Origin of the sequence: Sphingomonas sp. BE138 (assembly GCF_031456125.1) — a bacterium.
In the GTDB taxonomy this organism is placed as follows: Bacteria; Pseudomonadota; Alphaproteobacteria; order Sphingomonadales; family Sphingomonadaceae; genus Sphingomonas.
In genome coordinates, this window is the sequence record NZ_JAVDUC010000009.1 from 1 (window position 1) to 19523 (window position 19523).

The window sequence follows — 19523 nt, forward strand, 5'->3', positions numbered from 1 at the left end:
CACCGAGACGCCGATGCCGGGGTGGGGCCTTGGCCCCACCCCGGCATACACCGCCATCTACACCGGGAAATTACACCACGAACGCGGACGCTAGCAACATTGCCGGTCTGGAAAAGGCTCGCTTAGATCTAACCCGCGCAAGCCGCGAAAGGTCGGCGTTTGTTAGCGACTGCATTATTCCGCGTTTACTGGAAACGGCAGACAGCGACGATCGTGCTGCGCTGTCGGATTTCCTTGTCGCCTTCACCTCTAAGAGGCTCATCTCAGACAAACACATCGAAAGGTGGACCGACGACAAGATCGCAGCCGACGTACCTGGCTACTGCGCGGCCGCTCGTACCATCTGGTCAATGATGGAGGAGCAAATGGAACGCGAAACTCGCGTGCTCGGAGCGCGCTTGCTGCGCAACTCCGAGCTATGCAGCGCGCGACGTTGAGCCCTTACCGTCGCCGCGACTGACGGCGGGGTTTTCTCAAGCGGAGGCGATAGGCGAGCGCCCATACTTCTCGAACAGCAGGTTCAGGGCTTCCGCCATTAGTTTGACTTGGTCGGTGTCGTGCTCGACAGCCAGCATCGCAAGCTGCTTACGAACCGCGGGATCGAAGTAACCGGCAATGTTCACCTTGCCGTTCCGGCGAGGGCCCGGCGCCGCCCGAACAGGCCCGTCCCCCTCCCCCGCCTCGACCGCCTCGGCCGGTCGAGCGATAGGCGACGGCGCTGGCGCAACCTTGCCGCCAATCTCTCCCAGCTTACCCAGACCTGCTGCGAAGCCAACCTTTCTAGTCATGCTGCCTCACCCTTCTTCTTGCGCTGCCCAGGTGCACGTGTGCGAGTGTGCAGCTGTGCGACCACCCAGTCAAACAAGGCGGTCACCTCTGCGGCAGCTTTTCCGTTCGGCTCGACCTCCTGCGCTGCTTGGCCCGAAATCATACAGCGGCTGAAGGCGACGCGATCCCCAAACGACGGGTCCGCGACCTGAAGCCCGAACGACGAAGCGATCGTCTCGGCCGCCTCCTGGCCACCAGTGCCTTGGTGAGGCACGCTGTTGAGGACCGCGAACGCCGTTTTGCCAACCAGCTTCAACAGCTCGACCGTCTTCGCCATAGCCCTGAGATCCATGATCGTGGGCTGACACGGTACGAGGATCAGATCTGCCGCCTTTGCCGCCTCGAGAGCTGTGCTCTCGCTGTGCGGAGCCGTGTCGAGGATTACCACGTCGGCCCCCATCGACTTCGCTTCCTCGAGAACCTTTGTCAGCCTGGATGGCTGGATCGACAGCACTGCGGGCGTCTCATCCGCGCGATGATCCTTCCATTCGGCTGCGCTGGCCTGTGGATCGAGGTCGAGGAGCAAGGTGTTCTTGCCGGTAGCGGCGAAAGCTGTCGCAAGGTGGATCGCGAGCGTCGTTTTTCCGACCCCGCCCTTCTGCGCAATGAGTGCCACTGTCTTCATCTTGATATCCTCGCTTCGCCGTATGCACTGTCGCGACTGTGCACACGTGCGCGATTGCGCTGGTACGTATGCCCACAGTCGCGGTGACGCACAAGCGCGAAAATGCACCTGCGCGGGTGTGCACAGGTGCACTGTCACACATGTGTATGAAACGCTTAGGTTGGTTGAACGACCTTGCTCGATGGTGCCAACACAGCTGCTAAGGCCAGCTCGGCTCGAAGCATGGTGCTGCGCCGGTGAGTCGACTGGTTTCTGGGGTGGGTCTCGCAAGTGCAGGCCCTACCCTGCGTCGCTTAGCTGGCGGCGTCAGGCTGCCCCTCGGGATCTCCTTACACCATCCTCGGTGAGGCCTTCCCGTTCGGCATCCATCAGCTACCCACGCAACAAGCTGCCCGACTACGGATCCTTTGCACCATCGCGCAAGCACGAACGTGCGACGACGCACGCTCGCACCTGTGCACACCTGCGACGGTTCACTAAGGCAATAGTGCGCTGGCCTGATGCAGCCCCTAGCGCCGTGTCGCATGGATCGCGCCGGCGACCTATCGCCTCTTGGTCGAGCCAGAGCCATGTGCCACGCGATTCCGTCCATCGCATTATCGCGTTATCGCACCTGTGCACCGGTGCACAGGTGCGCCTATGCACGGGTGCTTCATCGCACCGCAGGGGTACGGCATAATGCTCTCGCCCGATCTCCAACGTTGAAGGGGGCGGGTGAAGAGGGACCTACCGAACCAGCTGGCGCCTTCGGGGGGAGGGCACCCACGACCTTTGCGGGCTAGGGCCAAGCGTGCGCTCTCGGGTCGCGCCGCGACATATGAGCGTCGACGCGCGGGTGCGCGGGTGCATAGGAGCGTGATTGCGATGCCGCATACGTGCGAGTGAGCACGTGTGCACAGATGCGCGGTCGCACACACGCGATGCTTATATCAGTATGCCGACGATGACCAACATCAGGGCGGCGTTAGACGCGAGGATCTTCCCGACGCCCAGCGCGCGAGCCGATCGGCCTTTTCTTCTGGTAGACCAGGTGCGATCGATCCCGGTACGTACTGCCAATATTCCGTCGACGGCCAGGACGGACCCTATAACGAACAGCATCAGGGTGAAGGCCTTCACAAATTCCCGACCTGATGACGGCGATATGGCGAACGCAACCACGAGACAGACCGTCGCGATCCCGTAAAGCGATGCGCCAGCATCGAGGAGACCCGACATCAGGAGACGGCGAGGTTGGCTCCATGGGATTGACACAAACATCGTCGGCCTTCTGCAAACGCGGCACGGCTCGACCGGACTGGCGGGCGGCCACGCCCCGAGGCGATTGCCGCAATATCCGCATGTCGGCGCAGTGGGGGAGGGGGCCGTTTGCATCGACTACGCTGACGGATCCGTGATGGTGTCATCGGCCGGCACGTCGGCGCGCTTGGAGGCATTGTAGCAGGCGGGGTCGCAGAACAGCATAGGACGGCCTCTACACGTCATCTGGTGCCCCTCCAGCATAACGGGCCTGCTTGCCAGTCGCTGGCATCGCTCGTTGGTCTTCGTCATGAAGCCGCAAGGGATGGCGATCGGTTCGCCACGCGGCGCCTCCATCTCGGCCGCGTCTAGCGGCTCTATGTTGAGGTCGGGGGCAGGATCGAAGAAGTCCCGCTGCTGGATGCGCGCGTGTTTCATATGGACACCTGACGACAATGGGGGAGGGGGCTATCGAGCGATGCTCTCGCTCGCTCGCTTGCTAACTCCCTCTCCCCTCTAAAGCTTATTGCCTCGGCGCTGGTGGTGCCATCGGAGGCGCCGGAGAGGGCGCCGGTCCGGTCGAAGCTTCAGCTGGTTGGGGCAACCGCGTCTGTGCCTGATTGGTCAGCTTGACGAAGGCGTCGAGCATCGCGACCGAAGTGATCTTGCCCATGTCGGTGCTGGTATACGCACCTCCGAGAGCGCCGACGCCGGCGTTGGTGAGCAGACCGCCTCCCAGGATCGACAGATCTTTTTTGCGGGCCGAGCCCGTCGCGATCGCCTGTTGGATGCCGGTTTTCACCTCGATCAAGGTAAGCATGGTCTGGCTCGACTTGACCTTCTGCTTGAACCCGAGACCGCCGGGGAACATCGTACCGAGGCCGCCTCCGCTGCCACCCGCATCGGAATCCGAATAGAGGACCTTGGCCTGGAGAAGGTAATCCGCGGCCTTCAGAGTGGCTTGGTTGTTCGCGCCAGCGACGCTTCCACCCGCTGCGAGCTGACGCTCTCGCTGCAGGGCGTCGAAGCCTTCTCCACGATCGACGACCTGGAAGCAGCCCGATTGAGCAACGAGAAGCTTCAGCAGGGGGATTGGATCAACACGCTGACTCCCGCCGTTCTGGGCTTCTGCCATCCGCATCAGCGCCGCAAGGCCCGGGGGAATGCCCTCGGCGGTTCCGCCAGCGGCGCGCTCCTCCACCAACGCGATGGTGCCATATGGTCGATCGCAGCGTGGAACCTGCGTATTCTCGTCGATCCCGATCCCCCCCTTACCCGCCTTCTGAGCGAGCGCCGGCGAAGCCGACGCTGCGAGCAATGCCATGATTGCGATAGTACGGCGCATTGTATCCCTCCCTCGTTCGATGATCGTGTACCATAGGTTTGTTGCTATCTCAGTGCGTTGCGACTGAAATGACCTATTCCAGAAAGCCCTTTGCGCTGTCGGCTTCGACCTCGAGAGCGCGAGCAAGACCGGTCTGCAGCCGGATCGTCTTGTCTGTTGATCCGACCACCTTCACCGGAGCCATCATCTCCTTTGCTGTGGTCGAGCCGAAAAGGCGGTCATTCCCGTGCCAGAAGGCCGTCAGCCCCTCCGCAATCCTGACGCGGTAGGTCCCGACCTGGACCGGTGTTGCCGTCTTCTTCCCCCCAGCTACGTAGATCCCCAACACATCCTTGTCGGTCGCTACGTCGTTCAAGACGACCACGTAGCCATGATTGGGCCTGTCTGGAGCGCGAAACCTTAAAATGCCCTGTCGACGGTTAAGGTCGGTTGCCGGTGTGGTGAACACCGTGCCGCTTTCCGGGAATGGCACTGGAATCATCCTCTGGAAATGCCGACGTCATCACCGAGGTGTACGTCCTGTAGATGACATACATGCCCCCGAGCGCGACGGCCGGAACTAGGATTGCTTGAAGTAGCGCACGTCCGACGCCGGCCATTTGCCATCTTGCGTTGGTCCATGACGATCCTTGGCCCATTTCCACACGCCCGCGCTTGTCGTTCCAGATCGTCGGGCCGTCATCGATACCCTGGCGCCTTCGATACCGGGCCCGCATATAGTCGCGATCATCAACCCCCATGACGTGCCGCTCCAGTTGTTATGGCGCGCTTCGTCACGGCGCGGTGATGCAGGATCTTCAGCTGCTGCGTGAAGTCGGCGATGACGAAGGAAAACTCGTCTGCGACCTCCTTCTCGGCCGCACATTCCGGCGCGATCGAAGCCGCGGCGAGCACCAAATGAGCCGCTGCAATCGGATGCTCATCCATGAGGTGAAAGGCTCTCGTGCGAAGATCGTCGGCCAGCTCCTCGGCGGGGGTGTGTACCCCGGCTTGGCTGGTAGGGGCGCTCTGAGCGTCATCTAATCCGCTGGCTTCGGCAGAAGGACGTGATCGTTCGGCTCTTGCCATGGCTACATGACCTCGTGGCGGGGAAGGTGCTGTGCGGGGAGGGGTCGCAGCGACGCGACGATCGGCATGACGTCGTTGAAGTTGGGCTGCACGCGCCCAGGCACACGGATCGTGCGATATCCTGCATAAGCCGTCATTTCGTCGCGAACGCGGTCCTTGAACGGGTTATGCGACCAGTCGTCGACCTCGATCAGCGCGACGATCAGGCCCGTCGCACGGTCCTGCGCCACGAAGTCGACGATCTTCTGCGAGAAGGCATTCCGGTCGGAAATCTTGCTCTTTCGCATTGGGCTTTGCGGTACGCGCAGAAGCGCTCCCATCGCGACCTGCGCATGAATACGGCAGTGCGGCAAGGCGCGCTCGAGGACGTTGAGCATGGCCGTCTCGCGCGGGGTCAGGAAGCGTTTGGCAACCGGGCGCGGTGGGCCGAATATGTTTCGTACACCAAGCGCCTTCAGGAGGAGGACGGCCGAGACCAATGCGATCAGGAGGGGGAGGGGCTTATCCATCATCGGACGCCACTCAGAGGGATCGAATCCGGTGTTTTGCCGCTCTCAGCCGCTGATAGCCGGTTTTCGGACATAGAAAGCCACTGCACCTCTTCTGATGATGCTGGCCTTTCGGGGATGAGCTGCGCGGCGACGACGATGGTCGCGAATATGACCAGGCCCAAGGCGAGCTGAACGATCATTCGCCGATCGGTCGATCGGCGCGCATCGTCCTTCTTCTTCAGTTCGGCCGCACCCTGCAGACAGGCGAGCGCTCCGTCACTCAGGATACGAGCATTTTGGGTTTCGTCGTCAAACAGTGTGGCGTCGCCACTCGAAAACCGACTAGCGCGAATAGCGAGCAGATCATGCGCGAGCCTGCGCAACTCTTCGGACGTTGGTTTGCTCTGAAATATCGGGCTCATGGCGTTCCTCACATATCCAGGCTTAGATTTTTCTGAGGGAGCCCCGGCAGCTGGTCGCCGTGGCCAGGCATTGCGGGCAGGGAGCTTAGATCGTCCATGTCGAGCGGGCGCATCCCCAGTTCGTCGTCCTTTCGTGCCTCCGGGCGCTTCTGCCGATCCTCGTCATCCTTGCGGTCGAGCGTGAGGCCGTCGCGCTCCATCTGCTTCGGATCGGAGTAGTCGTTCTCCGACTTGCCCATGGGCGGCAGGTCGTCGGCCGACGTCAGCGATGCGTCGAATATGATCCGCTGCCCGTCATCCCGGTCGAGCGTAGCTGCGGCCGCGCTGAGTGCATCGTCGGCAGCTTTCGTATGTCGCCCCGGTCCATCGATATCGAGGCGTCCGAGGGTCTCGAGCGACGCCGTCTTGTTGCCGGGGTTGCTGTCGAGCTGGCGCTCCAGCTTCTGAAGATTGTCGATGACCATCGTCAGCTCGAACCGCACGCGCGTGACGGCAACGTTGAAAAGGCGCTGGTTCGACAGGTTGCGCTCGAAGCTGCGCATGGCGACGATCGCGTCGTTGGTCGTGACGCCCTGTGCCATGTGCATGTTCAGGGCGTATGCCAGATCCATGCGGTGCATCATCCGGTCACCGTTCTCGAGCGTGACCTCGTCTTTGTTGGCCAGCTGCACGGTGACCTTCCCGTCCTCGATCCGAGTGATGGTGCCGAGCGAGGCGTTGAAAATTCCTCGGTCCTTGTCGTTATCCGTCCACCTGATGCGATCGCCCTCATGGATGCGGACCGTCTCCAGGGTCGCGAGCGACATCCGATCCTTGCCGATCATGGGGTCCATGCGTTGCGGATCGAATTTGATGGCGCGCCCATTCTGGACCACTTCCACCCGCCCGTTGGCGAAAGTGCGTCTGACCTCCGCCACGCCGCGGCGTAGGCCGAGCTCCGGGATCACCTCCTGTATCTGAAGCTGCTGACCCTTTTCGTAGGATTGGGCGTATCGCAGCTCCTCGCGGGTCAGATTGATGTTCTGCAGGACTGTCACGAACAAGCCGTCGCCCTTGAGCGTGCCCTCTTCCCGCAAGCCCTTCTGGACCGCATTGTTGATGGCCGCTCGTGTCTCGCGCCCGGAGGCGAAGATCGCCGTTTCAGCGCGCTTCTCCGGCGACAGGTCGAGCCATAGCTCCGCCGCACGCGCGGCCGGGTCTTGGTGTTCGACCACCTTGTCACCGAGGACTTTTAGCGCCTGTCCCGCCTTTCCGACGTTGGCGAGTGCAGCAACCGTCCGAAGCTGGTCGGTCTGCTGTCGCAGATTTTCATCCATCTGGGCCATGCCGATATTCGCGGCCTGCATCATCGCGAACGCCTTGCCGGCGTCGATCGGGAGCAGCTGCTGTCGGTCGCCGATGAGCGCTATACGTTCGATGCCGAGCGCCTCGGCGATCGTCAGCATCTTCAACATGTCCTGGTTGGAGACCATCGACGTCTCGTCGACGACGATGATCGTGTCCTTCAGCTCGTCCCGCCGCGCCTGAGCAGCCGGTGTGTTCGGATTTATGGCGTGCTTCTCATTGTGCCAGATGAAGTGCGCGATCGTCTCGGCGCTGACGCCGGCCGCCTGCATCTGGTCGACCGACATCTCCCGATTGGGGATCGCATCGGGCCGGGCCATGCCCTCCTTCATGTCGGCGACCATCTTGTTCTGAAAGGCGAGGCCTAGCACCGACTTGCCTTCAGATTCCGCCACGCGTGCGACAGCTTGGAGCATCGTCGACTTGCCCGCGCCGGCGATGCCCTGCACCGCCACGATCTTGTCGGCCGAGGACACGACCAGCGTTGCGGCTGCGAGCTGTCCTTCGTTCAGGGCGTGAGGGGAGGCGGCCTGTAGGCGGTCTGGTGCCTCCGAAGGAGCCACCAGCGGTGTCGCAGTGCCTTTGCCGGCCTCTACTCGCTCGAGGATCCGTTCCTCGGTTCTGAGGGATTCTGGCGTCGTTACGGCGGCCACCATCCCGGCGCTACTACGGATCTCGCCTGCAAGCAGCTTGCCCTTCTCGGTCAGCTGATCGATGCGCGCCTCGACGTGATCGATCGTCACGCCCTTCAAATTGAAGTCGAGCGCTTTCTTGGCGACCTGGTTCTTCTCGAACGCCGCCTCGCGCTGTCCCAAGGTCCGGATCGCCGAGGCGACGGCGAGCTGCGCGTTGGCTTGCCCGACGCTCTGCGCCATTCGCACGAAACCGCGGTCGACGAGCGGGTCGGGCGAACGCATCAAGCCTGACACCGTCTCTCTCGCCACCTTCACGGCGTCTGCGATGGCATTGTAGCTGCGGCCGATAGCGCCGGCGTTCTCACGCTGCTCCATCTTCGCGGCGGCCTTCATCGCACCCTCAAGCAGCGCCTTTCCGTCCCAACCGGCTGCAGCTGCATCCTTCATCCAGTCGAGGACCAGGCCGTCCCGATCCTCGAGGTTGAGCTTGGGATCGCGAGTTGTGACGGTGACACCGTCTCGACCCTTCGGTGATACGATACCTAGCTCGGCCGCCTTCTCGAGGATCTGCTCACGGCGCTGGCTGAAGGTCTCGAGGACGTCCTTCGGCACTCCGGCAATCTCGAACGTGCCGTGCTTTCCGGTCGCGACAAGCTGGTAGCCGAGCTTCTCCAACTCATTGCGGAGATACGCATGGTAGATTGCGCCGATAACGGTGTTGTTCGCCCAGATTTTGTCAGCGTGCAGCGCGTGCCATTCGCCATCCGGCCCCTTCGTCAGATTGGCCAGGATCGCATGGATATGCAGCTGGGGATCGAGCGCGCGGCTCGTGTCGTGCTGGAAGAGTGCATAGACCAGATTTCCGGTCTTCACCGCCTCCGTTTTGCCGTCCTTCGTGATGCGCGTTTCAGCGAGGTTCTTCTCGATCCAGGAAAACGTCTGCTGGACCGCCTTGGTATGGGCTCCGTCCGGGCCGAGGATACGCTTGTCCCCTGCCACATAGGCCATGAGCGAGACTGACTTCGGTGCCGAGAAGGTGAGATCGTACCCCGGCCGCCGACCCTCTCGTTGGTCGACCTTCTCTCCTGAAGGCAGCTCGCCATGCAGTGCCTTCGCGAAAGCTTCTTGCGTGACGGGGCCGGTAAGGCCTGCCGTGGCGGCGCCTTCCCCGCCCCAAAGGCTGACGTCTCCAGCCTTCTCGTCGGTGTAATAATCACCTGCGACATAGTCGTCCTTGGTGAAATACTTCGCCGCGCCGGAGGCCGATTTCACGGTAGCGATCGAGTGCATCGTTACAGCCCGATCCCGTCGTCTTCAGGGAAGGCGTCACGCGCTTCGCGGACGGACAGATCCTCCGGCCGCTCCGCGGTTGGTGTCGGATCGTCACGCGACCGTTCGTCGCTGCGCGCAGGGGCGCTGCGCCCATCCATGGACCGGGTCCGGTCGTCACGCTCATCATCGCTGGCCCGGCCGCGATCGGCCGGCGATCCCGCTTCGGTACTGCTCACCACCGTCGCCTCAGACGACAGGCCGTCGCGGGAATTATCGATCTCCGCTTCGCTGGGCTGGGAGAGGATATTTGCGGCGAGATTGTTCGCGACGTTGGCCGGTTCGACCTCCTCCTCCGACAGTGCCAGCGACTCCCCACGCCCGCCGTCTTCGCCACCACTGTTCGACTTTCCACCACCTCCGCGACCAGACGCCGCAGGCGCGTCAGGATCGCGTGGTTTCCGCGGGACGAAACCCTCCGCGACCTTCGGGTAATGCTCCCACTCGAGTTGGATGCGCGCGGCAGGGAAGCCGTCAGGGAATTTGACGAAGCCGTGCATGGACGGAAGGTTCGTAATGTCGTCTGGGATGACCAGCGGCTCCACCTGCTTCCGAGGGGTCAGGGTCGAGGCATCGCGGGTGTTGTTGTAGCCGTAGCTATACCCCTCATCCATCTGCCGGATTTCACGGTTGCCGATATATTTGGCGCACTGCTCCGCGGTATCGAGATCGGCTGCGGCCAGGATCAATTTCGTTCGCGCCAGCGACGACAGATTGCGGGCGTTTTCCTCGCCGTAGACCTGCACCAGCTTGTCGAAGGAGTGGAGCCCAAGGATCATCGCCCCGCCGAAATTTCGGGCGGTCTGCAGGCCGCTTTCGATCGCCGGGAGCCGGTGGAGCGCACCGAGCTCGTCGAACATGAACCACGTCCGCAGCGACCGGGTTTTCGGCATCGTCATGAGCGAGTGGATGGCGAGGTTCGACCATAGCGTCAGCAGCGCCCGGTTCATCTCGAGATCAGTGTAATTTGAGGTGATGAAGAGGATCGAACCGGGCTTCTTCTCGCCGGTCATCCAGTCCTTGATTGAGTAGGTGCGCCCCTCGTCGGGGAGGAAGCGCAAGACCTGCGCATTCGTGTTGAAGACGGCGCGGATCGACTCTGCCATGCGAGCGGCTTCAGGCGCCGTCAAAGGGTCTGCGATCGTCTTCGCGAGGTGCTTGTGAACCTGCTTCAGGTCGGCCGTCATGAGGTTGTCCGCGAGCGCCTGGTTCGTGGTCATTTTCTTCTCGATGAGCTTCATGCACATCTCGATGAACAGGGTCCGTGCGGCGAGCGCCCAGAAGGGCTCGGACGAGCCGCCATCGGACGGAATGAGGGCGGCTGCTGCTGCGGTGAACTCGCTGTAGGTCCGGCAGTCGTTGAAGATCGACCAGGCCGGGCAGCGCGCGTCCATCGGGTTCAGGATCGTGTCCCGCTCGGGGTCGTAGAAGGCCTCGACATAGGCGCCCGTCAGATCGAACACGACGGCGCTGTCTTGGCGCTGACGGATCTGTGCGATGGTCTTGCGAAGAGCGGTCGTCTTACCGGCACCGGTCGTGCCGAGAAGCAGGGAATGGGATTGCTCGAGGCGGTGCGGGTAGGGGATGCCGGCGATCGTGTACGGGTGGTGGATGCCACCCGCCTTCCGGGCTCCGAACGGCAGCTTCAGGACCTGCTCGGGCGTCTTGTTCGGGAATAGGCTCTGCGCCTCTTTCACGAACTCGATTTTGTTGTGCTGGACGATCTCGGCGTAGAGGACATCGCGCTCGACCAGCATCGCGCCGCGCTCGTGACGCTCTTGAACCATTGCCTTGCCGCGGCGCTTGGAAAAGTCGACGTACCAGATGGCGAGGGGCACGGTGACGCAGGACGCGATCATGGCCGATCCGATCACCCCGCGCACGGCTTTCGTCCACGCTCGGGCGACCTCCGGAACGTAGGGCACATAGCCCATGATCGTGCGGTGCAGACTGTTGTCGGGCATCCGCAGATCGACCTGCTTCAGATTGTCGAGAGCGACCCAATCCCAAAGACCCGCCAGCACCCGCATGCAGATCAGCTGGACGTTGTTCTCGTCGAGCGTGATGGAGAGGATGATGACGTAGGCAAGGGCGAACACGCCGAGCCATATCAGGATCGGCAATTTGGCCCCCTGCAGCCACATCAGCACCTGGGTGTTCAGGAGCTGCGAACCACGCGTGAAGTTGCCGGAATTGCGGGGTAGCTCGCCTCGCGCCGAGTGGTGTTCCTGGGGGATGGGACGGCCGTCGTTGCGGATGTCACGCCGCATGCCCTTGGAGTCATCGCGCGCCATGATACTGCTCCATCCGAAGGTCGGTTTGGGCGATCAAATGGTCGCGGAGGTCGGGGTGGTCCTCACGGATGATCGCATCCATGGCGATCTGGATGAACTCGGTCACACGGAGGTGCCTGAGCTGACTCTCGGAAAGGATCTGTTGGCCCGAAATGTAGTGTGCGATCGCCAGGCGCAGGGCGTCAGCAATGGATCGACCTTGCTGTTCAGCAAGCTCCTCCAGTTGGGCGAACTGGTGTGGGTCGAACCGGACGGTTCGCTGTACAAACGGGCGTTTCAATCCAACCTCCTAGCAGGGAGGTTGGTGGGCTCTGCGACGAGAGCGGTATAAGCTACGGTGGTGACCGTTGGCAATCGCTACATGACGTTCGGGCAAAAAAGCGATCCCAGGCGATCCCGAAAAAACGACGGTTTTCTGCGGTTTTTCAAGCGGGATCGGATGGGATCAAAAACTAGTCGAGTGGGATCGCCTAGTGTAGCCTCTGAAACCCGCAGAAAACCGGGAAAAATGGCAAGCGAAGCTTGCGTAGGGTGTGCTCTACTGAAGTCCCGATTCCTTCGTATTGCTCTGGGTGTTCCGGTCCTTCGAGACGGCTTGGGATCCCCGCTGGTTTCCGCCGGGACCCAATCCGCCGCTAGGCGGAAAGCAGCTGCCTGAAGGGCGCTGCGCGCCGGGGTCAAGGTCCTCTGGCAGGAAGAGAGCCAAGGGTTTGCTCCATGGTCGTTCTAGTGGCTTCCTGTGCGGCTCATCGGTTGGTATATTCGTCCCGTTCAGAGCCAATCAGCCGTACCGAAAAGGGCACACTATGGCGAAGTCACTAGACGCTGAACTGGCCGCGATCGCGGCCGACGAACGCAAGCTCGCTGAGCGCCGTCAGGCGCATCAGGCGAAGGTGCGGGAGGCGGCTGTCGGAGCAGTCGAGAAGGCAGGGCTGTTCAAGGTCCCGCTCGATCGATTGGAGGGGCTGATGAAGGTGGTGAAGACGCTTGGCGTCGACGAGGTCGAGAAGCGGCTCATGGCGGAAGCCTGAGCCGGTTCGAGACCGATGGTCACGGCGATGGCCGCATGGGGCTGCTACCTCATGCGGCCATTCTGTTTTCTGGTCAGGACGCGGCGCAGCCGGCTTGAGGTTCGCAAGCAAAAAAAGGGACGCGCCAGCTGGTAGGCTGGGCGTCCCTGCGGGTCGCTGAGCGTGCCTCGCCGGGCCGTCAGGCCCATGCGAGGTGGTATTCCCCCTCGACGGGTTTCAGCGCCGCCATGGTGGTCAGCGCCTCGACGTAGCGAGACATCTGGGGATCCTCGTCGAGCCGTCGCCGGATGCGCGGATCCATGAGCCGCTGTCGAAGCTGCGACAGCGGGATCGCACCGCACGATTCCTCGTCCAGACCGAGGCTGGCGAGAAGGGCGAAGGCGTTCCCGTTGGCGACCTCCAATTCAGGTGCGCCATCGGGATTTAGGCCAAGGCCGAGCCGCAGATCGCCGCTCGGTTCCTCCTGCCAGACGCGCGCGCGGCGCGCGCGAAACTGCGCCTCGTCGATGACGGCGATCACGGCAGGATCGTGGTCGAAGCAGCGAGCGATCGAAGCGAGTGCGAGAGGGCACACGCGGACCTCGATCTCGAACGCCCCGGCGGCCGGATCGCCGTGGATCGGTATGACCATCGCATCGCCTGTTCGGGCGGTATGATCGCTGAGCAGATCGCGAAGCGCGCCGGGCTGGTCGGGGGTGATGACGGCGGGTGAGGGCGACAGGACATTGTGGCCGTCGTCGACGCGGAACGTGATGGTCATCTCGACCTCCTTCGTTGAAATTGCGTCACCCTTTCTCTCTCCTCTCCGGCGATGATCCCGGCCCCTTGATGCTGGGCGCGGGCAGCGTTTCGACGCGCGTGCTGGAGAATGGCTTTATGGGTGCGTCAGCAGCGCCAGGGCGGGCTCGATGCCCGCTCTGGCGCTTCCCGGCCGAGGCGTAGCAAGGGCGGCCCGAAGGGGCCGCTCCGCAGCGAGCGAGCCGGGTAGGGCGCGCGGATCGCAGACAGCAAAAAGGCCGCCCGGATCACCGAGCGGCCTGTTGAAATCTGGCAACCGGAGAGCGTTGCGTCCCGGCCAAGTTATTTGAGGAAGTTGCTCCAGATGGCGGCAGCGCCGAGCAGTGCAAGAAGCGCGGTCTGTACGCCGAACCAGATGGTCAGCGTCGAGCGCGTCGTCTCGATCTTGCTGTCGATGCCCGTCAGTTTCGCCTCGAGCGCCTTATTTGCCTGACCGACTGCCACGTCCACGTGCTCCTCGATCGCTGCCACTACGGCAGCCGCCTTGTCGTCATCGACATTAGCGTCCTTCAGAGCACGAAACAACAGAACCTGCATAACCGTTCCTCCTTTGTCTTCATGACGGAGATCATGCGTCGGTCGGGGTGGCGAGGGTCAAGGACCGCGTAGCGGCCGCGTCAGCGGCGGTGGGGGTCACGATTTTGCGTAGCAAAATGGTGGGGCCCCGCCGTCCTTGAGGCTCGCCGTACCGGCCGACACACTGGGACGACTTGAGATAGAGGGTTTACCCCGCGGCAGCAGCGCCAGGGCGGGCTCGATGCCCGCATTGGCGCTTCCCCGGCCGAGGCGTAGCAAGGGGAGGCCGACGGGCCGGACCGATGCGAGCGAGCCGGGGCGGCGGTCACGATGAAAAAGGGGGCGCGTGGCCCCCTCAGTCGTCTCAAGGCCAATTGCTGGTGCTGTTCGAGGCGTCGACGCGATCAGACTCGGCCATCGCCGCCTGCCTGCACGATAGCGAGCGCTCGATGTCGTCCAGCTCGACGCCAGCCTCGCGCAGTCGCCAGTCGTCCCCGCCTGCGCGGTCGATCATCTCCTCGAGGGTCGCCTCTCCGAGTGCCGCCAGATCAATCCGGTCGAGGAAGTCCTCGAACCGCTCGAGCCGGCGTTTCAGCGAGCCAATCTCCGTGGTGAGACACCGCGCGCGGCTGCTCAGCTCCGCGTCGTCCATCTGGTCGATACCGAACGGGTCGGGGTCGTAGCCGTAGATTTCCAGAACGTTGTGCATGTGAGCCTCCTTCGTCGATGACGAAGTCCTCCCGGTGGCCGGGGTGGCAGGGGTCAAGGACCGCAAAGCGGCCGCGTCAGCGGCGGTGGGGGTCACGATTTTGCGGAGCAAAATGGTGGGGCCCCGCCGTCCTTGAGGCCTGTCGCCCCGGCCGCCACCATGGGACTACAGAGAGACAAATTATTCCGCGGCAGCAGCGCCAGGGCGGGCTCGATGCCCGCTCTGGCGCTTCCCCGGCCGAGGCGTAGCAAGGGGAGGCCGAAGGGCCGGACCGATGCGAGCGAGCGGGGTGCCGGGGCAGGGGGTCTCAGGGACAGAGACGACGCGTCGGCGCAGTCGTCAGCTGCCCGCTCGCTTCCTGCGGAAACCGCGTCGAGCATGGGCAAATTCGCGCCTAGCCTGCCTGCCACCAACATCGCGCTATCCCGCTTCACTCCGTCTGCCCTTACCGCCGGGCGGGCCGGTTTGGCGCGATCATCGACGCTCCCGCGAACCTGCGGCAGCGCCATACCGGAAGGGGGAAGGTGACCGGGCGCGCGCTGACCAGGCGCGGCCCGACGGGGCCGTGCCAAGGCAGTGCGCGCCCGGTCACCTGGCGTGGGGGAAACCAGTAGGGTTTCCCCCACAAAGCGACGGTGGCGAAAAGGGGCCAGCGCCGGGGATTTCCCGTCGCTGGCCTAGTCATTCCTGCCAAGGAAAGGGGAGGGGCGGCGCGTAGGGGGGAGCGCGCCGCCCGATGGGTTCAACCGAACGCGGCGCGCTTGGTTGCGACGGGGGCGGGGGCCTGTCCGTCGATGCGGAAAGCGTGGGTCGGGACGCGGGCGGCTTTCAACACCTGCAACAGGTTGGATTGCAGCCCGGAACCCTGACAGACGATTGCCTCGACCGGCTTAAGGGCGGCAAGCTGTTCGTTGCGAACGAAGCCCGCGCGCTTGCCATAGCGGGCAGAATTGGGCGTGAAGGCAACAACCGTGACGTCTCGGCTTGCGGCCCATGCTGCGGCGGCTGCGTCCGCGCCCTTCCGCTGCGCGGTCGTGCACAAGGTCATGTGCGGGATGCGCGCCTTGATCTGGTCGAGCCGGTCCCAAAGCTGTTGCCAGTCGTGCCACTCTGCGCCGCCCGAAAAGACGACAAGCGGGCCGGTGGGGTTGCGCTTCTCGCGGTGATCCTGCGCGCGCGCTTTGAGGAAGTCGATTGCGGCGATCTGGCTGGCGGTGCCTCCGCTCGAAACCTTCGATCCGCGCGCCGGGGACCATGGGTGGCCGGTCTGCGCGCGGTAGCAGTCGGCGGCATAATCGCGCATGCACTCGATAGCGGCGCGCTGTTCCGTCTTGGTCTGGGCGCGGAGTTGCAATTCCTCCATTTCGACCGCGTAAATCTCCGACGGATCGTAACGGCGCGTCATCTCGCCAAGGTCGGCGCAAAGCCGGTCTTCCTCGCGTTCCAGCTTCTGCGCCTCGTAGTGGAACGAGTTGACGAAGCCCCATGCGATCGCCTGCGCGCTCGCCTCTAGGCGGGTATCGCGGAACAGGTCGAAAAGGGTCGCCATGATCGCCGCGCAATCGTGCTGCGCCTCGATCGGCTCGGGCATGTCGAGTTCCTGCCGGTCGCCTCCCATTTCCACGATGGAAAGCGCGCCAACGTCGCCAAACGCTTCCTGAAAATTCGTCGTCGCGGTTTCCTCGGCCATGCTCTCGGCAATGTCGGCGGTGCGCGGGTCGCAAGCGTCGTCCGCTGCGGTGCCCGTCACGTTGTCGCGCGCGGTGAGGGCTTCGCCCATCGCGGCAAAGCTGGTAAAGCGGGTGGAGGTCGTTTCCTTGGTCATGGCGTCAATCCTTGGCAAATGGTGGCGGCTAGGGTCGGGGGAGGGTTGCACCCCTCTCCCCGCCCGCTTCGGTCGGGGTTACATCTGCGGGACGTAATCCGGGTCGTTGACGTTGGCGTCTGCGATCTGGCCATCGGCGGTCGCATTGCCCGCGAAGTCGTCGCCGGTGTTGGCGCGGGTGCGGCGTCCGGTGCGGCTGCCGTCGAGGTTCTCGCGGCGCGCGGTGGGGCGGTTCCAGACGACGCGATAACCTTCCTCGGCATCGCCAAAGAGCATGATCTGGAGCGGCTCGGGGAGGCTCGGGTCGTCCAGCTTGCCCTGATAGAAGCTCTCGCCGCTGCTGTTGCTGGTCATTTCCCAAAGCGCGCCGATCTGAACCCAACGCTTCGCGACGTTCAGGACCATGATCTCGAAGGCGGGCGCGCGCTCGTTGGTGCTCTCGACCGGGCGGAGACCCAAGCGAGCGAGGTCGATCGTGGCGGTCGCGACCGAACCGAGCAGCTGACCATTGACCGACTTGAAGGAACCGATGTTCATGATCTTAACTCCTGTTTGCGGGGGCCTCTCCCCCTGTTTGCCGGTACTTGGGGCCTTTCCCCTTCCGGCATCTTTCTTTTACCCCCTCCCCTCTAAGTATTGAAGCGCATTGTTTTCTTGACACTAAAGTCATCGTACACGGTGAGTCCGAGCATAAATAGCTCCCGACTAGGGAGCGTAAATAAACAAATCAAAGACGCATTGATCGCCCAAGCGATCAATTCACCTTTTACTGTGCTGATGGGCAAGGCCCGGCCTCTGTTCTCATCGCACCCGGAGCCGTCCTCGCAGGGGCTCAAGAGGCAGGCACGGCCGGCGGGGTCAACATGAATGACGGAGGCTCCGCCGCTTTAGCGGTGGAAACCGTAGGGCCGTCAGGCCCGGTATTCTTGTTGAGGCGTCTTCAAACAAACAAAAGCATTGCCCGCTTGCGGGCAATTCCCCTTTGACGCCGACCCCGTCGGACGGGTCTGGCACGCCGAGACACTGGGAGACGGCGCAGGGTGCGATGAGAACATAGGCCCACAAAGCACTCATCATGCGCTTAGCGCATGATTCAACAGCCGAAGGCTGCCAGCGATGAACGTCGTGCGCGCGTGACATTTGGGGCCAGGGGAGGGGCAAGCCTCCCACATCCGCGCAGATCGCCTCAGGAGCGCCGTGGGAGCGTCTCCGGGACCCGGACAAGGGATCGTCACCCGTCAGGGCGGAGACCCGCTCTTGCGGGGCTCCGGTCGGCTCTTGCCGACTAGAGCCCGGCCCCGCCCATCGGGCGGGGATGGCCAGCACCCATCTTCCCCTTATGCCGAGATGCAGCCACCATGTCCGTCATGCGAGGGGCAAGGAAACTGCACGTGACTGGCGAACCCGAGATCAACGAAACGGCATCGCCCGGCTATGAGCCACCAGCTCGCGTGCGCGACTATTTCGCGGAGATGTACGTCGCCGGCGTCCTCGCCGACGCAGGGTGGGATATCTATTTCCCTCGCCGCGATAACGGCTTCGACATGATCGTCAGTCGCCCCGCCACGAACACGACGATCGTCCGGCCGGTGCAGGTCAAGGGCAAGTACGCGAGCGACGAGAAGACCGACAAGAGCGCCTATGGCTATGTGGGCCGGCTGACCGCCTTCCACGATGACTTGATCCTCGCCATGCCGTTCTTCACGTCACAAGACGCCCATGCGCCAGCTCTGATCGCATGGCTCCCGCGCGCGGCGCTTCGGCCTCATAGCAGGGGGTGGCGCTGTCAGCCCGCTCGGTTCGTGAACTCGGCGCCCGAGCCGCGGCCCGGTTACGCGCAGTATTTCGGCGAGCCCGGGTTGATGGTGTTCGCCGCTGAGGTTGGCGTGTCGATCATCTGATCGATGCCGATGGAGGAAGCGCTCGGCTATTGGCGCGGCGCTGGGCGGCGCAGGTGCCGGAAGGCCTCTACCTCCGGGAACATCAGCCGGGGCAGGTCAAGCAGCCAGCCCGACGCCGTCCAGCAACCGATGCAGGCGACGACCCAAACGGCGATGTACGATCGCCCGTCGACGTAGGGCTGGGCGGCATAGGCATTGAAGAGCCAGATGAACAAGGCGGCGAACAGGAAGACCCGCTTCCAGGTATAGCGATCGGTGATGCGCCGCATGCTCCGCTCCACGTCCTCAAGAGACTGCGGTCGGGTGTCGCGTTCGATTGGCTGCACGGCGCTGTCCTCCATGGTCGTCAACGTAGCCACGTAGCCGGCGGCAAGAAAGCCGAAGCGAGCAATCAACCCTCGTGCGCCACCACCCATGGTGATCGCGCGCCATCGACCTCTTCCAGCCTTCGGGCCGAACTGGTAATCATCAAGTCCGCGATGGGAGTCTGTTGGATGAACAAGGCACTTCGGGGGATCGCAGCCTTTATGCTTGCAGGCATAATTTCGCTGCCGCTATTCCTCCTGGCAAATCATTATGCAGGCGGCCTGATATCGTTCTTCCTTTTTATGTTCGCGCTCGTCCCGAAAAGCATAATGATCGCGCGGCACGTAACAGGGTATGATATTTTGGCCGAGGCCGGTTTCCCGCCCTCTTGAACGCGTATTTAACAGGCTGTGGTGACGCCAAACGCTGACGCACCATCGTCTATCGAGGCACGGCCCAATGTTATCAATTGGCTCGTTCGCAATCGGCGCTGCTTGTGCGATAAGTATGCGGTTACCGCGCGTCTGCGGTACGCTGCTTAATAGGAGCAGGCGAATGAAGTTACGTCTGACGGTTTCTTTCTGCATCCTTGCGGCGTTGGTCGCGGTGGATGTCATTTTCGCGCTCTGGGCCGTTGATCTCGCGCGCGCCACCTTTGCCGGCCGCCTTGAGCCACTGGCTGTTGCCCTCGGTGCCTTTCTCGCTTTGGGCATGGGCGGCGCGGTGGTCACCGCAGGGCAGGCATTGCTTGGCCGCTGGGTGAACGAGGCCGCATCACGCAGAGGCGATGCTGTCTGACTAGCTGCGATCGCGCCAC

At 63.0% G+C, this 19523-nt stretch carries 22 protein-coding genes; 4 read left to right on the forward strand and 18 right to left on the reverse strand.

Annotated elements, in window-relative coordinates:
• Positions 1-473: 473 nt before the first annotated feature.
• The 12 genes from J2Y58_RS12330 to J2Y58_RS12385 form a co-directional block, all read right to left on the reverse strand.
• Positions 474-788 (reverse strand): ribbon-helix-helix domain-containing protein, encoded by a 315-nt coding sequence (locus tag J2Y58_RS12330; RefSeq protein ID WP_022676116.1) that lies wholly within the window; start codon positions 786-788, stop codon positions 474-476.
• Complete coding sequence (parA, locus tag J2Y58_RS12335; RefSeq protein ID WP_310103531.1) at positions 785-1453, reverse strand: ParA family partition ATPase; 669 nt, start codon at positions 1451-1453, stop codon at positions 785-787. The genes J2Y58_RS12330 and parA overlap by 4 nt, the downstream gene beginning before the upstream one ends.
• 924 nt (positions 1454-2377) lie before the next feature.
• Positions 2378-2671, reverse strand: coding sequence for a hypothetical protein (locus tag J2Y58_RS12340; protein ID WP_310103533.1), 294 nt, complete (start codon positions 2669-2671; stop codon positions 2378-2380).
• Between the two features lie 159 nt (positions 2672-2830).
• On the reverse strand, positions 2831-3130 hold the full coding sequence (locus J2Y58_RS12345) for a hypothetical protein (protein WP_310103535.1): 300 nt from the start codon (positions 3128-3130) through the stop codon (positions 2831-2833).
• Positions 3131-3215: 85 nt separating this feature from the next.
• A complete protein-coding gene (locus tag J2Y58_RS12350) occupies positions 3216-4037 on the reverse strand; it encodes a CsgG/HfaB family protein (RefSeq protein ID WP_310103537.1) in 822 nt (273 codons plus the stop codon).
• A gap of 73 nt (positions 4038-4110) precedes the next feature.
• Positions 4111-4509 (reverse strand): hypothetical protein, encoded by a 399-nt coding sequence (locus J2Y58_RS12355; RefSeq protein ID WP_310103538.1) that lies wholly within the window; start codon positions 4507-4509, stop codon positions 4111-4113.
• 257 nt (positions 4510-4766) lie between these two features.
• Entirely contained in the window at positions 4767-5105 is a 339-nt protein-coding gene (locus J2Y58_RS12360) for a hypothetical protein (protein WP_310103540.1), read from the reverse strand.
• A gap of 2 nt (positions 5106-5107) precedes the next feature.
• The gene (locus J2Y58_RS12365) at positions 5108-5617 is read right to left on the reverse strand and encodes a DUF2726 domain-containing protein (RefSeq protein ID WP_285139051.1); all 510 of its coding nucleotides are present in this window, start codon (positions 5615-5617) and stop codon (positions 5108-5110) included.
• Complete coding sequence (locus J2Y58_RS12370) at positions 5614-6018, reverse strand: hypothetical protein (protein WP_310103544.1); 405 nt, start codon at positions 6016-6018, stop codon at positions 5614-5616. Before J2Y58_RS12370 ends, J2Y58_RS12365 begins: the two co-directional genes overlap by 4 nt.
• Before the next feature lie 8 nt (positions 6019-6026).
• Positions 6027-9287, reverse strand: a complete 3261-nt coding sequence (gene mobF, locus J2Y58_RS12375; protein ID WP_310103546.1) for a MobF family relaxase — start codon at positions 9285-9287, stop codon at positions 6027-6029.
• A 2-nt stretch (positions 9288-9289) separates the two neighbouring features.
• Positions 9290-11620, reverse strand: a complete 2331-nt coding sequence (locus J2Y58_RS12380) for a type IV secretion system DNA-binding domain-containing protein (protein ID WP_310103548.1) — start codon at positions 11618-11620, stop codon at positions 9290-9292.
• Positions 11607-11900 (reverse strand): CopG family transcriptional regulator, encoded by a 294-nt coding sequence (locus J2Y58_RS12385; RefSeq protein WP_310103550.1) that lies wholly within the window; start codon positions 11898-11900, stop codon positions 11607-11609. The genes J2Y58_RS12380 and J2Y58_RS12385 overlap by 14 nt, the downstream gene beginning before the upstream one ends.
• Before the next feature lie 526 nt (positions 11901-12426).
• Between J2Y58_RS12385 and J2Y58_RS12390 the strand changes: the two genes are divergently transcribed.
• Complete coding sequence (locus tag J2Y58_RS12390; RefSeq protein WP_242120259.1) at positions 12427-12651, forward strand: hypothetical protein; 225 nt, start codon at positions 12427-12429, stop codon at positions 12649-12651.
• 178 nt (positions 12652-12829) lie between these two features.
• On the opposite strand, the gene J2Y58_RS12395 is transcribed toward J2Y58_RS12390, so the two are convergent.
• The 5 genes from J2Y58_RS12395 to J2Y58_RS12415 all read right to left on the reverse strand — a co-directional run bounded on the left by J2Y58_RS12395 (position 12830) and on the right by J2Y58_RS12415 (position 17036).
• A complete protein-coding gene (locus J2Y58_RS12395) occupies positions 12830-13411 on the reverse strand; it encodes a hypothetical protein (RefSeq protein ID WP_310103553.1) in 582 nt (193 codons plus the stop codon).
• A gap of 320 nt (positions 13412-13731) precedes the next feature.
• Positions 13732-13986: a hypothetical protein gene (locus tag J2Y58_RS12400; RefSeq protein WP_310103555.1), complete on the reverse strand. Its 255-nt coding sequence runs from the start codon at positions 13984-13986 to the stop codon at positions 13732-13734.
• Positions 13987-14329: 343 nt separating this feature from the next.
• On the reverse strand, positions 14330-14674 hold the full coding sequence (locus tag J2Y58_RS12405) for a hypothetical protein (protein WP_310103557.1): 345 nt from the start codon (positions 14672-14674) through the stop codon (positions 14330-14332).
• Between the two features lie 742 nt (positions 14675-15416).
• Complete coding sequence (locus J2Y58_RS12410; protein ID WP_310103559.1) at positions 15417-16499, reverse strand: DUF2493 domain-containing protein; 1083 nt, start codon at positions 16497-16499, stop codon at positions 15417-15419.
• 78 nt (positions 16500-16577) lie between these two features.
• The gene (locus J2Y58_RS12415; RefSeq protein WP_310103560.1) at positions 16578-17036 is read right to left on the reverse strand and encodes a DUF736 domain-containing protein; all 459 of its coding nucleotides are present in this window, start codon (positions 17034-17036) and stop codon (positions 16578-16580) included.
• 854 nt (positions 17037-17890) lie between these two features.
• Here J2Y58_RS12415 and J2Y58_RS12420 point away from each other — a divergent pair.
• Entirely contained in the window at positions 17891-18400 is a 510-nt protein-coding gene (locus J2Y58_RS12420) for a hypothetical protein (protein ID WP_310103562.1), read from the forward strand.
• A gap of 26 nt (positions 18401-18426) precedes the next feature.
• Here the strand turns inward: J2Y58_RS12420 and J2Y58_RS12425 are convergent, their stop codons facing one another.
• Positions 18427-18795, reverse strand: coding sequence for a hypothetical protein (locus tag J2Y58_RS12425; RefSeq protein WP_310103564.1), 369 nt, complete (start codon positions 18793-18795; stop codon positions 18427-18429).
• 99 nt (positions 18796-18894) lie between these two features.
• Here J2Y58_RS12425 and J2Y58_RS12430 point away from each other — a divergent pair, with 99 nt between their 5' ends.
• Both J2Y58_RS12430 and J2Y58_RS12435 read left to right on the forward strand, forming a co-directional pair.
• On the forward strand, positions 18895-19098 hold the full coding sequence (locus J2Y58_RS12430; RefSeq protein WP_310103566.1) for a hypothetical protein: 204 nt from the start codon (positions 18895-18897) through the stop codon (positions 19096-19098).
• Between the two features lie 163 nt (positions 19099-19261).
• Positions 19262-19504, forward strand: coding sequence for a hypothetical protein (locus J2Y58_RS12435; RefSeq protein WP_156442232.1), 243 nt, complete (start codon positions 19262-19264; stop codon positions 19502-19504).
• The last annotated feature ends 19 nt before the right edge of the window (positions 19505-19523 follow it).

Bases quoted from the DNA above. Each gene is read 5' to 3' on its own strand.
- J2Y58_RS12380 (WP_310103548.1), bottom strand. From the start codon at position 11,620: ATGGCGCGCGATGACTCCAAGGGCATGCGGCGTGACATCCGCAACGAC.
- mobF (WP_310103546.1), bottom strand. From the start codon at position 9,287: ATGCACTCGATCGCTACCGTGAAATCGGCCTCCGGCGCGGCGAAGTAT.
- J2Y58_RS12365 (WP_285139051.1), bottom strand. From the start codon at position 5,617: ATGATGGATAAGCCCCTCCCCCTCCTGATCGCATTGGTCTCGGCCGTC.
- J2Y58_RS12400 (WP_310103555.1), bottom strand. From the start codon at position 13,986: ATGCAGGTTCTGTTGTTTCGTGCTCTGAAGGACGCTAATGTCGATGAC.
- J2Y58_RS12430 (WP_310103566.1), top strand. From the start codon at position 18,895: ATGAACAAGGCACTTCGGGGGATCGCAGCCTTTATGCTTGCAGGCATA.
- J2Y58_RS12390 (WP_242120259.1), top strand. From the start codon at position 12,427: ATGGCGAAGTCACTAGACGCTGAACTGGCCGCGATCGCGGCCGACGAA.
- J2Y58_RS12340 (WP_310103533.1), bottom strand. From the start codon at position 2,671: ATGTCGGGTCTCCTCGATGCTGGCGCATCGCTTTACGGGATCGCGACG.
- J2Y58_RS12345 (WP_310103535.1), bottom strand. From the start codon at position 3,130: ATGAAACACGCGCGCATCCAGCAGCGGGACTTCTTCGATCCTGCCCCC.
- parA (WP_310103531.1), bottom strand. From the start codon at position 1,453: ATGAAGACAGTGGCACTCATTGCGCAGAAGGGCGGGGTCGGAAAAACG.
- J2Y58_RS12370 (WP_310103544.1), bottom strand. From the start codon at position 6,018: ATGAGCCCGATATTTCAGAGCAAACCAACGTCCGAAGAGTTGCGCAGG.
- J2Y58_RS12435 (WP_156442232.1), top strand. From the start codon at position 19,262: ATGAAGTTACGTCTGACGGTTTCTTTCTGCATCCTTGCGGCGTTGGTC.
- J2Y58_RS12395 (WP_310103553.1), bottom strand. From the start codon at position 13,411: ATGACCATCACGTTCCGCGTCGACGACGGCCACAATGTCCTGTCGCCC.
- J2Y58_RS12350 (WP_310103537.1), bottom strand. From the start codon at position 4,037: ATGCGCCGTACTATCGCAATCATGGCATTGCTCGCAGCGTCGGCTTCG.
- J2Y58_RS12410 (WP_310103559.1), bottom strand. From the start codon at position 16,499: ATGACCAAGGAAACGACCTCCACCCGCTTTACCAGCTTTGCCGCGATG.
- J2Y58_RS12405 (WP_310103557.1), bottom strand. From the start codon at position 14,674: ATGCACAACGTTCTGGAAATCTACGGCTACGACCCCGACCCGTTCGGT.
- J2Y58_RS12415 (WP_310103560.1), bottom strand. From the start codon at position 17,036: ATGAACATCGGTTCCTTCAAGTCGGTCAATGGTCAGCTGCTCGGTTCG.
- J2Y58_RS12360 (WP_310103540.1), bottom strand. From the start codon at position 5,105: ATGGCAAGAGCCGAACGATCACGTCCTTCTGCCGAAGCCAGCGGATTA.
- J2Y58_RS12330 (WP_022676116.1), bottom strand. From the start codon at position 788: ATGACTAGAAAGGTTGGCTTCGCAGCAGGTCTGGGTAAGCTGGGAGAG.